At 68.9% G+C, this 12,509-nt stretch carries 12 protein-coding genes; 7 read left to right on the forward strand and 5 right to left on the reverse strand.

What is annotated here, in order from left to right; all coding sequences use genetic code 11:
* Positions 1-77: 77 nt before the first annotated feature.
* From SD37_RS01135 to SD37_RS01145, 3 genes are all read right to left on the reverse strand, one after another.
* A complete protein-coding gene (locus tag SD37_RS01135; protein WP_044849357.1) occupies positions 78-683 on the reverse strand; it encodes a DUF305 domain-containing protein in 606 nt (201 codons plus the stop codon).
* Positions 680-1,429, reverse strand: a complete 750-nt coding sequence (locus tag SD37_RS01140) for a lytic polysaccharide monooxygenase (protein WP_044849356.1) — start codon at positions 1,427-1,429, stop codon at positions 680-682. The genes SD37_RS01135 and SD37_RS01140 overlap by 4 nt, the downstream gene beginning before the upstream one ends.
* Positions 1,430-1,588: 159 nt before the next feature.
* Positions 1,589-2,689: an FAD-binding oxidoreductase gene (locus SD37_RS01145; protein ID WP_044849727.1), complete on the reverse strand. Its 1,101-nt coding sequence runs from the start codon at positions 2,687-2,689 to the stop codon at positions 1,589-1,591.
* Between SD37_RS01145 and SD37_RS42440 the strand changes: the two genes are divergently transcribed.
* A complete protein-coding gene (locus SD37_RS42440; protein WP_145926499.1) occupies positions 2,676-3,050 on the forward strand; it encodes a hypothetical protein in 375 nt (124 codons plus the stop codon). The genes SD37_RS01145 and SD37_RS42440 overlap by 14 nt on opposite strands.
* A 106-nt stretch (positions 3,051-3,156) precedes the next feature.
* On the opposite strand, the gene SD37_RS01150 is transcribed toward SD37_RS42440, so the two are convergent.
* Entirely contained in the window at positions 3,157-4,260 is a 1,104-nt protein-coding gene (locus tag SD37_RS01150; RefSeq protein WP_044849355.1) for a globin domain-containing protein, read from the reverse strand.
* Positions 4,261-4,632: 372 nt separating this feature from the next.
* Between SD37_RS01150 and SD37_RS01155 the strand changes: the two genes are divergently transcribed.
* From SD37_RS01155 to SD37_RS01170, 4 genes are all read left to right on the forward strand, one after another.
* The gene (locus SD37_RS01155) at positions 4,633-5,097 is read left to right on the forward strand and encodes a MarR family winged helix-turn-helix transcriptional regulator (RefSeq protein ID WP_044849354.1); all 465 of its coding nucleotides are present in this window, start codon (positions 4,633-4,635) and stop codon (positions 5,095-5,097) included.
* Between the two features lie 77 nt (positions 5,098-5,174).
* Positions 5,175-6,359, forward strand: coding sequence for an MFS transporter (locus tag SD37_RS01160; RefSeq protein ID WP_044849726.1), 1,185 nt, complete (start codon positions 5,175-5,177; stop codon positions 6,357-6,359).
* Positions 6,360-6,447: 88 nt separating this feature from the next.
* Positions 6,448-9,045: an ATP-dependent chaperone ClpB gene (clpB, locus tag SD37_RS01165; protein WP_044849353.1), complete on the forward strand. Its 2,598-nt coding sequence runs from the start codon at positions 6,448-6,450 to the stop codon at positions 9,043-9,045.
* 181 nt (positions 9,046-9,226) lie between these two features.
* Positions 9,227-9,937 carry a type III secretion system chaperone family protein gene (locus SD37_RS01170; protein WP_044849352.1) on the forward strand — a complete coding sequence of 237 codons (711 nt, stop codon included), beginning with the start codon at positions 9,227-9,229 and terminating at the stop codon, positions 9,935-9,937.
* On the opposite strand, the gene SD37_RS01175 is transcribed toward SD37_RS01170, so the two are convergent.
* Positions 9,934-11,082: a hypothetical protein gene (locus SD37_RS01175; protein ID WP_044849351.1), complete on the reverse strand. Its 1,149-nt coding sequence runs from the start codon at positions 11,080-11,082 to the stop codon at positions 9,934-9,936. The two genes, SD37_RS01170 and SD37_RS01175, sit on opposite strands and share 4 nt — an antisense overlap.
* A 117-nt stretch (positions 11,083-11,199) precedes the next feature.
* Here SD37_RS01175 and SD37_RS01180 point away from each other — a divergent pair, with 117 nt between their 5' ends.
* A complete protein-coding gene (locus SD37_RS01180) occupies positions 11,200-11,967 on the forward strand; it encodes an SDR family NAD(P)-dependent oxidoreductase (RefSeq protein ID WP_044849350.1) in 768 nt (255 codons plus the stop codon).
* A gap of 43 nt (positions 11,968-12,010) precedes the next feature.
* Positions 12,011-12,505: a PepSY domain-containing protein gene (locus SD37_RS01185; protein ID WP_052674777.1), complete on the forward strand. Its 495-nt coding sequence runs from the start codon at positions 12,011-12,013 to the stop codon at positions 12,503-12,505.
* Positions 12,506-12,509 lie beyond the last annotated feature (4 nt).

Here is a 12,509-nt window from a genome sequence, read left to right on the forward strand (position 1 = left end):
GCGAGAGTGTCATAAGGGGTCCCCATGGGACGAAATTTGTCCTATGGGGACCCCTCATGACACCACCACGGGAGGGGCTACTGGCCAGGGACCAGGGTCCGCAGCTGCTGGACCTCACCGGTGCGTGAGTCCATGATCCGCTGAGCCAGCGCCTTCGATTCCGGGTTCTTGCCGTCCTTCAGCTCGGTCCGCGCGAGCGCGACGCCGTTGTGCTGGTGCGCGACGAGGATGTCCACGAAGTCCAGGGTGAACTCCTTGCCGTCCTTTTTGGACAGCGCTTCGAGCAGACCCTTGTCCGTGAGCCCGTCGCCACCGTGGTGGTGATGCGCGTGCGGATCCATCGAGCCCGTCTCGGGTTTACCCCAGGACTTCAGCCAGTTCCGCATGTCGGAGCTCTCGGTCTGCTGCGTCGCCTCGATGGCGGCGGAGAGGTCCTTCAGCGGCTGTAGCTGCCCCTGTTTCGTGTGCACCAGCTTGACGATCTCGATGCCCTGACTGTTGTGGGCGATCATCATCTGCAGGAACATCACGTCGGCGTCGTTGTACTCCGCGGACGCCGGGGCGCCCGCCGCCGATTGGGGGACCGGGGAGAGCGGGGCACCGGCGGTGGTGGGTGAGCCATCACCGGTCCCGCAGCCCGCGAGGGCCACGAGACCGGCGACGAGAACGAGGGCGAGCTTCACTGACGCGTCCACAACGCCGGGGTGTTCGGCGGTTCCCAGCCCTGGATCGCGGTATGCGCCAGCTGGCAGCGGTAGCTCGCGCCGCCGTAGGTCACCGTGTCGCCGACCGCGTAGGCCGTCCCGGCCGCCCAGGTGCCGCCCGCGGGCGGAGTGCTGGTGGTGGGCGTGGTGGTGCTGGTCGGGGGATTCGACGTGGTGGGCGGGTTGCTGGTGGTGGGCGGGTTGCCGCCGCCGATCTGCAGGTCGATGCAGCTGTAGAAGGCCATCGGCGTATCCGCGATGTTCCAGATGGCCAGCACCTTCTGGCGGCCGCTGAAACCACTCAGGTTCACCGTGTGCGACGTCGGGTCCTTCGGCGCGGAGTTGTTGCCGCTGATGTCGGCGATCTTGGTGCCGCCGATGTAGTACTCGTAGTTCGTGGTCCGGTGGTAGGCGGTGAACTTCCAGTTGAAGGTCACGCTGTTGCCGACCGACGCGGCGGGCCACGACTTCGATTCGTCGTTGAGCTGCGCGAACTGCGGAAGTCCGCCGTTGCAGCTGCGGAGCCCCTTGGGGCCTTCGACGCTCTGCGGTTCGTAGACGATGCTGCCGCATCCGGACACCTTGCCCTGAGCGCAGTTCGCCTGACGGCTGGGCGGCGAAAGCACGTAGCCGTGCGCGCTGGCCACCTGCGGGATGGCCACGATGGCGATCGGGGCGAGAACCGCACCGGCGGCGGCTGCCATGAGCTTACGTTTGACGGTCATGCCGGCTCCTGGGATGGAACGACGGTGTTCCCGTGAGGGGGAGCAATGTGGTCTAGACCATAAATCCGTCGGTGACCAGCGGTCAATGATTCACCGGCCTACTGGTGCGTTGAGCCCAGGTGGAACAGCCGATCGGCCTAATACGAACGGTTCGCCGGCTCAGTCCAGGGTGAAGGGGTCGTACTTGATGCGCGCCAGGTCCGTCCCGCCGGCGAGCAGTTTCGCGATCGTCGCGCGGATCATCGACGGCGACCCGGCGACGTAGACGTCGCGCTCCTTCCAGTCGCCGCGCTGCGTGACCGCCATGGCCAGCGTGCCGCGGTCGCCTCCGGCGATGGTCCCTTCCTCGGTCACCGGGGTCACCGTGAGCCAAGGGCAGGTGACGGTCAGCCCGCGGAGGTCGTCGAGGGCGTACAGGTCTTCCGGCTTCCGGCCGCCGAAGAACAGGTGCACCGGCGGGTTGTGCCGCCAGCGCGACATGTCGTCGATCAGCGCGAGCAGCGGGGCGACCCCGGTACCGCCGCCGATCATCAGCAGGGGACGGCTTTCCGTGTGGAGGACCGAAAGCGCGCCGAGCGACGGGCCGAGGCGCCAGACGTCGCCGACCCGGGTGTGGTGGACGATCGCGCGCGAGACCCAGCCGCCGCGCACGGCGTGCACGTGGAACTCGATCGTCCCGTCGTCGTGCGGCGCGTTCGCGGGCGAGAAGTACCGCCACATCCGGGGCCGCTGCGGGACCTCGACGCTGACGTAGCCACCGGCCCGGTACGGGAGCGGCTGATCGGTGCGCACCCTGATGACGGCGACGTCGCGGGAGACCCGGCGGTGTTCGATCACCGTCGCCTTCCACCACGCCGGCCCGATCTCCTTGCCCGCGGCCTCACGCATGCTCTTGGAAATGACGCCGTACGCGGTGACCCAGGCGTCTTCGACCTCGGGCGTCCAGTCGTCCTTCAAGAACCGTTTCAGCGCGGCGATCAGTGCGACGCCGACGGCGTCGTAATGGCGGCCGAGGACGTCGAACTTCCGGTGATCCCGGCCGAGCTGGCCGAGGAATGTGGTCAGTTCATCGGGCCGGTCGACCATCTGTACGACGTAGACGAGGGCGCGCAGCAATCGGTTTCTCTGGGTGGCCATGTTGATCGGGAACAATGCCCTGGCATCCGGCGAAACCGAGAAGAGCACCCCGTAGAAGTACTGGGAAAGCTCCTCGGCTTTGGCTTCGACGGCGGCGAAACTCTCCCGGATGAGTTTGGCCATCTGGACCGTCTTGTCCGCCGCGGGTGCTTCGATCAAGGGCGGGACGGGAACCGGCGGCGAAGATCTCGACGAACCCGGTGATTGTTCGTACTTCACTGTTTCGGCAGTCATGGGTGAACGATTTTCTCCAGTTGGATCGGGCATATTCTCCAGACCCGATGTCATCGTGCTCGTGTTCCCCCGAAGGTTCTCGACTGTATGCCCGACCGTCGTAAAAGGATCCAAGAATCGTTGTTTCCCGCTCGAACGGAGCAAACGGTATACGCGCCGTAAACCTCGTCTGTCGCACGGTAAAGGTGATCATGCGACGCGGATTTCATTGTCCACCAGTGCTTTTCGCCAGGCCGACACGAAAACGTGATCCGCCGATCGGGTGGTGCTTCTCCGTGATTACCGAGTAGCGTAACGATACGCGGCTGTCCGCTGATCTCTATTGTGGAATCGCATTCGCGCGGCGGGAAAGGCTGTTAGTCGATGGTGAAGGGGTCGTACGCGATCTGGTCGAGCGCGCTGCCGGCGACCAGCATCCTGGACACCGTCGCCCGGATCATCGTGGGCGAGCCGGATACGAGGATGCGGTGGCCGGGCCAGGATCCGTACTTGGTAACGGCTTCCGCGAGCGTGCCCTGTTCGCAGCCGGGGGCTTCCTCACCGCGTTCGACCACCGGGGTGACGGTGAGCCACGGGTTCGTGGCGGCGAGGGCGCGCAACTCGTCGAGGTCGTAAAGGTCCTCACGCGACGGTCCACCGTAGAACAGCCAGACCTTCGGGTTCTCGCCCCACTGCGCGAGGTCGTCCAAAATGGCGCGCAGCGGCGCGATACCGGTACCGCCCGCGATCATCAGCACGTCGCGGCCGTCGGTCCGGTCGACCGAAAGCCTGCCGAGCGGCGGGCCGAGCCGCCAGACGTCGCCCGGCTGCGTGTGGCTCACGATGGCGCGGGACACCCAGCCGCCGTCGACGGCGCGCACGTGGAACTCGATGCCGCCGTCCTCACGCGGCGCGTTCGCCGGGGAGAGGTAGCGCCAGAGCCTCGGCCGCTGCGGCACTTCGACGCTCATGTACTGACCCGGCTGGTACGGCACCGGGAACTCGGGCTGGACGCGGACCAGGGCGAGGTCCCAGGTGAGCCGCCGGTGCTCCAGCACGGTGGCCGACCACGACGCCGGGTTCACGTCGGCCGCGGCGGCCTCCTGCATCGCGCGGGCGACGATGGTGAACGCCTCCGCCCAGGCCCGCTCGACCTCCGGTGTCCAGTCCGGACCGAGATGGTTCTTGAGAGAGGCGAGCAGTGCCGTGCCGACGGCTTCGTAATGCCGGGGGATGACGCCGAACTTGCGGTGGTCGCGGCCGAGCTGGGTCAGGAACGGCACCAGATCGTCCGGCCGGTCGACCATCTGGACGATGTGGACCAGCGCGCGCACCAGCCTGCCGCGCTGGACCTCCATGTTGATCGGGAAGAAGTCCCGGGTGGCAGGCGCGAGGGTGAACAGCATCCCGTAGAAGAACTGGGAGATCTCCGGGATGAACGGCTCCGACTTCGCCCAGGTGTCCCGGATGAGCCGCACCATCGCGGTGACCGCGGGCGGGGCTTCCCTCGGCGCCGAGGACCGGGGAACCGGGCTGACCGCGTCGGCTGTCACGGGCTGGGAGTCGCTGATCGGGTAGTGCATACCGGAAGGGGGATCCGCTGATTCACGAAAGGGTGACCACTGGAGAAGAATTCACGGATCATTCACCTCTCCGGTCAGTGGCTGTCCGCCGGTCTGGCTGCTTCCGGCTCGTCCGCGAGACTAGCTGCCGCGAGCCCTTTTGCCCGCATCGTTGCTCCGGACGGGTGTACTGGAATCCGGGCGGCAGTGGGCGATCTCACGAGGTAAATAGTTGCCTTACGCAAGCGTCGCCGAATAAAGTTGTATCGTACAAGTACCGAGGAGGCATCGATGAGCTCCGCCGACGACGCCAGGGTCGACCTGATGCGCGAGTTGAAGGCCGCCTCCCAGTTGCAGCACGCCTGGATCATGCAGGCGTGGCAGGACGACCCCGGTCTGCATCCGGCCGCCGCGATGCTGCTGTCCGACCTGGCGAAGCACGGCGAAGCGCGCCCGTCTGAACTGGCCAAACGGCGCTTTGTGGACCTTTCGGTGGTGAGCCGCCAGCTTTCCCAGCTGTCCGCGGCCGGGATGATCGACCGGCGTCCCGCGCCCGAGGACGGCCGCGCGTCGATCATCAGCCTCTCCGAGCGGGGGCGCGCGGAACTGGACCGCAGGCGGGCGGGATACCTGGACTTCATGGAGCGTGCGCTCGGTGACTGGACCGAGGAGAAGGTCGTCGACCTGACGACGCGGCTGGCCGAGATGAACAAGGACATCCGCGCCGTCCTGTCCGTGCGGACATGCGAGGTCTGACACCGCTCGTACCTACCCGCCGGTCTTGACTGAACGGACCCTTTCGTAGCGCTGTCCCCCCGGTAACGTCGGTGTTCGTGCGGAGCCGGGTCGCGTTGCTGGTCGCCTTGGGAATCGACAACTTCGGCTCGGGACTCTTCCTCCCGCTGGGCCTCGTCTTCGTCATCCGGGTGGTCGGTCTGCCCCTCGCTCAAGCGGGGGCGGCGGTCACTCTCGGTGCACTCGCCGGTCTGCTGGTCCCGGCGCTCGCGGGGCGGCTCGTCGATCTGTTCGGCCCCCGCACCGTGATGATCTGCTCCCATCTCCTGCAGGCCGCCGGGGCGGGCGCGTTCCTGCCGGCCGCCGGGTTCGCCGGGGTCGTCGGCGCTTCGGTCATGCTCGCGGCCGGACAGCAGCTGTTCTACAGCTCGCAGTTCTCGCTCATCGCCGACGTCGCGGGCGAAGGCCCGAAGGACCGGCCGTTCGCCGAAGCCGCGATGGTGCGCTCCGCGGGCTTCGGGCTGGGCGGGCTCGCGGCGGGTGGGCTGCTGGTCTGGATAGGACGCGAGGGCCTGTACGTCGCCGTGATCGTCGACGTCTTCACGTTCGTCGTCGCCGCGGCCATCCTCTCGACCCTGGTCCCGCCGGTCCCGCGGCAGGCGCGCCGGCTCTCCGGCCCCGCCGGGGTCTGGCGGAACCGCCCCTATCTCGCGCTGATCGTGTTCAGCGGGCTCTTCGCGCTCACCATGGACTTCTTCCTCATCGGGATGCCGGTGTACGTCTTCAACACGCTGCAGGGGCCTCGGTGGCTGCCCGGCGCGATCATCGCGCTGCTCACCGTCGTCACCAGTTTGGGTGGTGTCGTCGCGTTGCGGGTCACCCGCGGGATGACCCGGATCGCCGCGATGCGCGCGGGCTCGGCGTTGTTCGCGGTGTGGTGCCTGGCGTGCTTCGGTGTGGTGTTCGTGCCGAAGGTCTTCCAGCCGGTGTACCTGCTCGGCGCGACCCTCGTGCTGGCCGCGGGCGATCTCGCCTTCGGGCCGCGGTCCGGGGCGCTGGCCGAAGCGGCGGCGCCGCCGGAGGCGCGGGGACGGTATCTGGCGGCCTTCCAATACGCCTTCACCCTCGCCGCGGTGATCGCGCCGACCATCGTCGCGCTGTTCTCCGTGGCAGTCTGGATCCCGTGGGTGCTCGTGGCCGCGTGCGCCTGCGCGGCCGTCGTCGGCCTCGGCCGGGTGGGCCCCCGCCTGCCCGCGGAGGCCGTCTCGCCGACCGGAGGATGACGAATTCAGGGTTGAGCGGAACAGACTCAACTTTTCTGACGTTGTAGGAGTCGAGAAGAACTTCGCAGGACCTAGTACGAGGTGAGGGATGGACGCTTTCAACCCGACCACGAAGACCCAGCAGGCGATCTCGTCGGCGGCGCAGGCGGCCACGATGGCCGGCAATCCGCACGTCGCTGCCGCGCATCTGCTCGGCGCCCTGCTGGCGCAGGGTGAGGGGCTCACCGCGCCGCTGCTGACCGCGGTCGGGGCCGACCCCGAGCAGGTGCACAAGGAGCTGGAGCCGCTGATCGCGGCACTGCCGTCGGCGACCGGCGCCACCGTGTCGAGCCCGCAGTTCGACACGCACGCGGTCAAGGCGCTGACGCACGCGCAGAAGCTCGCGACCGAACTCGGCGACGAGTACGTCTCGACGGAGCATCTCCTCGTCGGCCTCGCCACCGAAGGCGGCCCGGTGGCCGACCTGCTCAAACGGCACGGCGCCACCCCCGACGCGCTGCGTGACGCGTTCGCCAAGGTCCGCGGCTCCGCGCGGATCACCAGCCCGGATCCGGAAAGCACGTTCAAGGCGCTGGAGAAGTACGGCGTCGACCTGACCGAACGGGCCCGCGCGGGCGAGCTGGACCCGGTGATCGGCCGCGACACCGAGATCCGCCGCGTGGTGCAGGTGCTCTCGCGCCGGACGAAGAACAACCCGGTGCTGATCGGCGAGCCCGGCGTCGGCAAGACCGCCATCGTCGAGGGGCTCGCCCAGCGCATCATCGCCGGAGACGTGCCCGAGTCCCTGCGCGGCAAGCGGGTCGTGGCGCTGGACCTCGGTTCGATGGTCGCGGGCGCCAAGTTCCGCGGCGAGTTCGAAGAGCGGCTGAAGGCCGTGCTCAAGGAGATCACCGACTCCGCGGGCGAGGTCGTCACCTTCATCGACGAACTGCACACCATCGTCGGCGCCGGCGCGACCGGCGAGGGCGCGATGGACGCGGGCAACATGATCAAGCCGATGCTCGCCCGCGGTGAGCTGCGGATGGTCGGCGCGACCACGCTCGACGAGTACCGCCAGCACATCGAGAAGGACGCCGCGCTGGAGCGGCGTTTCCAGCAGGTGCTGGTCGGCGAACCGTCCACAGAGGACACGATCGGCATCCTGCGCGGGCTCAAGGAGCGGTACGAGGTGCACCACGGGGTGCGCATCACCGACGCCGCGCTGGTCGCCGCCGCGACGCTGTCCGACCGCTACATCACCGCCCGGTTCCTGCCGGACAAGGCGATCGACCTGGTCGACGAGGCCGCGTCGAAGCTCCGGATGGAGATCGACTCGCGGCCGGTCGAGATCGACGAGGTCGAGCGTGCCGTGCGCCGGATGGAGATCGAGGAGATGGCTCTGTCCAAAGAGGACGACGCCGCCTCCAAGGAACGGCTCGCCGTGCTGCGCTCGGAACTGGCCGAGAAGCGGGAGACGCTGACGGCGCTGACAGCGCGCTGGCAGAACGAGAAGGGCTCGATCGAGCGCGTCCGCGAACTCAAGGGGCAGCTGGAGCAGCTGCGCGGCGAGTCCGAACGCGCCGAACGCGACGGCGACCTCGGCAAGGCCGCCGAACTCCGCTACGGCCGGATTCCCGCGCTGGAGAAGGAGTTCGAGGCCGCGACGGCCGCCAGCGAGGTCAGCCAGCAGAACGTCATGCTGAAGGAGGAGGTCGGCGCGGACGACGTCGCGGACGTGGTCAGCGCGTGGACCGGCATCCCGGCGGGACGGCTGCTGGAAGGCGAGACGGGCAAGCTGCTCCGGATGGAGGAGGAGCTCGGCAAGCGGGTCGTCGGGCAGAAGGAAGCCGTGCAGGTCGTCTCGGACGCGGTGCGCCGCACCCGGGCGGGCGTCGCGGACCCCGACCGGCCGACCGGTTCGTTCCTGTTCCTCGGCCCCACCGGTGTCGGCAAGACCGAGCTGGCGAAGGCGCTGGCGGAGTTCCTGTTCGACGACGAGCGCGCGATGCTGCGGATCGACATGAGCGAGTACGCCGAGAAGCATTCGGTGGCGCGCCTGGTCGGGGCGCCGCCGGGCTACGTCGGCTACGACCAGGGCGGGCAGCTGACCGAGTCGGTGCGCAGGCGGCCGTATTCGGTGGTGCTGCTGGACGAGGTCGAAAAGGCCCACCCGGACGTGTTCGACGTGCTCCTGCAGGTGCTCGACGACGGACGGCTCACCGACGGCCAGGGCCGCACGGTGGACTTCCGCAACACGATCCTGGTGCTGACCTCGAACCTCGGCTCGCAGGCCATCGCCGACCCGGCGCTCGACGAGCGGCAGCGCAACGACGCGGTGATGGCGGTCGTGCAGCGGCAGTTCAAACCGGAATTCCTGAACCGGCTGGACGACATCGTGGTCTTCCACGCGCTCGGCACCGACGAACTGACGTCCATTGTGGACATCCAGATCGCGCGGCTCGCCTCGCGGCTGTCGCGGCGCCGCCTGACGCTGGACGTCACCGCCGCGGCACGCGAATGGCTCGCGCTGAACGGTTTCGACCCGATCTACGGCGCGCGGCCGCTGCGGCGGCTGGTGCAGTCGGCGATCGGCGACAAGCTGGCGAAACAGTTGCTGGCCGGTGAGGTCCGCGACGGCGACACGGTCCGGGTGGACATCCCGGCCCAGGAGGCGTCGGAGTCCCTCACGGTCACCCGGGTGGAGTGACCGGATGTTATGAACGGGACTTTCATTGCAAATTTTGCAATGAAAGTCCCGTTCATAACATTAGCGACACAGCGATTTGTCGACCTTCCGGCACGGCTTCGGGCCACGGCACCGAAAGGGGTGGCGCGACACGACGCCCGGCGATCACGTCCGGTGAGCGCAGGGGGATACCCTGACGGTCGTGGGTATTCCGGCGTGGATCTGGTTCGTCGTCGCCGCCGTCGCCTTGGTGGCGGGGTTGGGGCTGCTCGCGGCCGACCGGGCGAAGGAGGGCTCGCGCAATCGCGAGCGAATGCGCTGGGCCGAGTTGCGCGGCTGGCAGTTCGTCGAGGAGGACGACAGGTTGCCGCGGCAGTGGTCCGGCGGCGCCATCGGGTACTTCGGCGCGCAGGCGGCGGTCAACGTCGTGGCCGGGTCCACCTTCACCTCCGACGGGCGACGCCCCGTCTTCATCTTCGACATCGAGACCGAGGGCCAGATCCCGGCGGTCGTCGTCGCCGTGCGCTGCAACCGCGTGCACGAGGTGCCGCTGGAGATGTGGCTGTCCAGCGTGCCGTTCCAGCGCCAGGACATGCCCGAGATGCTCGGCCCGATCGGCCAGCGCTACGCCTTCGCGGACGACTCCGAGGGCGCCCGCAAGGTGATCACGCAGGAACTCGTCGACGCGGCCGATTCGCTCGGCGGCGACGTCGGCGTGGCGTGGCTGGAGAACGAGTGGGTGCTCGCGAGTGTCGCCCCGAACGCCGGACCTTCGCGGCTGGAGCGGTTGCTGCGCGACCTCGGCGAGATCGCCGACATCGTGGACCCGTTCGACGAGGAGTACAACAACACCCCGACCCCCGGCCGCCACTGGCAGGCCGAAGAAGCCGGCGACATCGAGCCCAAAGGCTAGGACCGCCTGAGTTCCAGCGGCAGTGCCCCGGCGGTGACGCCGGTGTGCGCCGGCCTGCCGAGCACCGTCACGTCGAGCGTCCCGGACTGCGTCACGTGCCCAGCCTGGGCTGGATCGACGGTCGGCAGGACCCCGCGGATCGACGACGTCGTGGCGCCGTGGACTTGTGCGACCTCGCCGACGCCGAGATCCCCGCTGATCGTGTTCGCGCCGGATCCGGTCAGCACGGCGCCGTGCTGCGCGAGCCCCGCGTCCTGCCCGGTCGTCACCAGCCCGTTCACTGGACCGGCGTTGCCGCCGAACGCGTGTTCCTGGCCGAAGTCGGTGCCGGTACCGGCGTCCAGGGGCAGGACACCCTTGAACCGGCCGCCGCCGTGCTGCGCCGACGTCGTCCCGACGGCGGCGAGTTCGCCGAGGTCGACGGCGTAGCCGGAAGACCGCCCGGCCTCCAGTGTGCCGCCGAGGTCGCCGGAGAAACCGCCGTCGAGCCGGAGGGTCCTGTCGATTTCGCCACCGGCGTGGTGTTCGGTCTCGGTGATCACGCCGAACCCGGGCATCGGGCGGACGGCGTGGTAGGTCCCTTCGGACGCGCCGAGCGCGCGGGCGTCTTCGGTGGTGAAGGAGGGCGTGCCGGTGCGAGGGTCGAGGGCGGCCTCCGTCAGCCGTGCCGCGCTCCGCTCGACCTTGGTCTCGTTGCCGGCGACGACACTGCCGTGAGGATCGAGCTTCATCGTGTTCCGCTGGCCCTGGGTGACAGTCTGGGCGGTCTTCGACGCGGTGAGCGCGCCGACCTTGTCCGGGCGGACGGTGACGCCGTCGCGGGCCTCGACGCTCTCGCTCACCGACCGGCGGACGTCCGCGACGATCTTCGCGTCGCCGAGGTCCTTGTTGTAGACGTTCCGTTCAGTGCTGGTCAGGAAGCCGCGAAGGACGGTCGTGTCCCCTTCGCTGGTGGCACCGACGCCGCGATCGAAGCTGCCTTCGCGCTGGTGGTCGAGGGGCAGCGGGAGGCTGCCGAGCGGGATCGCCTGGTCGGCCTGCGCGGCGAGTGAGGTGGCCGGGCCGGCGAGCAACAACGCCAGCGGCGCGGCACCGGCCGCGACCTTGGGCAGATAGCTCGGCTTGCGCCTGCTGTGCTTCCCCATGGGCCGGGACGATACTTCCCGACCGAAGTCGTCGCACGTCAGGTCCCCACTGAGGGTGACGTCCACCGCTCGTCGTCTCGGCGAGGAAACCACCCGACTGGAGAGTAGGTTCCGGATATGACTCCCACCGCACTGATCACCGGCGCCACCGCCGGCATCGGCGCGCAGTTCGCGCGCAGGCTCGCCGCCGAGGCGTACGACCTCGTGCTCGTCGCCCGCGACGTCGACAGGCTGGAGGCCTTCGCCGCGGAACTGGTCGAGGCGCACGGTGTCGACGTCGTCGTCCTGCCCGCCGATCTGTCCGAAGTGGACGGACGCGCGCTGGTCGAGACCCGGCTGGCCGACGAGCCGGTCGACCTCCTGGTGAACAACGCCGGATTCGGCCTCAACGGCGATTTCTGGACCATCCCGCCGGACGCGCTGCAGCGTCAGCTCGACGTCAACGTCACCGCCGTCCTGCGCCTGACCCGCGCCGCGCTGCCCGCGATGATCGATCGCGGCGAGGGCGCGATCATCAACGTCAGCTCGGTCGCCGGTTTCTTCAGCGGCCGCGGTTCGACGTATACGGCCAGCAAGAACTGGGTCACGTCGTTCACCGAGGGCATCGCGGCCTCCCTGCCGGAGGGCGTCCGCATGATGGCGCTCTGTCCGGGGTTCACCGCCACCGAGTTCCACGAGCGGGCGGGGCTGGACCGGCCGGGCCCCAAGGCGTTCTGGCTCGGCGTCGAGCAGGTCGTGGACGAGGCGCTCACGGATCTGCGCCGCGGCAAGGTGATCTCGGTGCCGAGCCTGCAGTACAAGGCGATCGTCGCGATCGGCGGCTTGCTGCCGAGGGCGGTGCTGCGGCGGCTCGGCGGCGGTTTCGGCGGCAAGGGCCGCACCTGAGACCTGAGGGTTTGGACCTGCTCCGGGCGGGTATGCGCGGATCATGAAGTCCTCACGCCTTGTCACCGCCGGGGTGCTGACGCTGGTGTTGGCCGCCTGTTCCACCGAGCAGCCGCCAGGCCCGGCCGCACCGGTGCCCGGCAAGGAAGGCACTCAGCCGGTCAAGGCGATCCAAGCGGCGGCGGGCGCCGTGTCCGACGGGCGGGTTTTCGACGTGGAGCCGGGGAACGACGCCTGGGAGATCAAGGTCGCGTCACACGGGCAGGAACACAAAGTGCGCGTGAGCCGGGACGGTGGTCAGGTCTTCGGCGAGCAGCAGACGGCGAAGCCGAGCGACGACCTGGCGAAGGTCGGGCAGGCGGACGTCGACGCGGTCAAGGCACTGCGAACCGCGCAGCAGCGTCAGCCCGGCGAGCTCGACGAGATGGAGATCGACCGCGCGGCCGACGGCACCCTCGTCTGGGAGATCGGGCTTCGCGACGGCAAGGGCGCCGAGCACAAGATCACTGTGGACGCGAAGACCGGCGAGGCACGCTGAGCCG

It is taken from the genome of Amycolatopsis orientalis, from assembly GCF_000943515.2.
GTDB classification, from domain to species: Bacteria; Actinomycetota; Actinomycetes; order Mycobacteriales; family Pseudonocardiaceae; genus Amycolatopsis; species Amycolatopsis orientalis.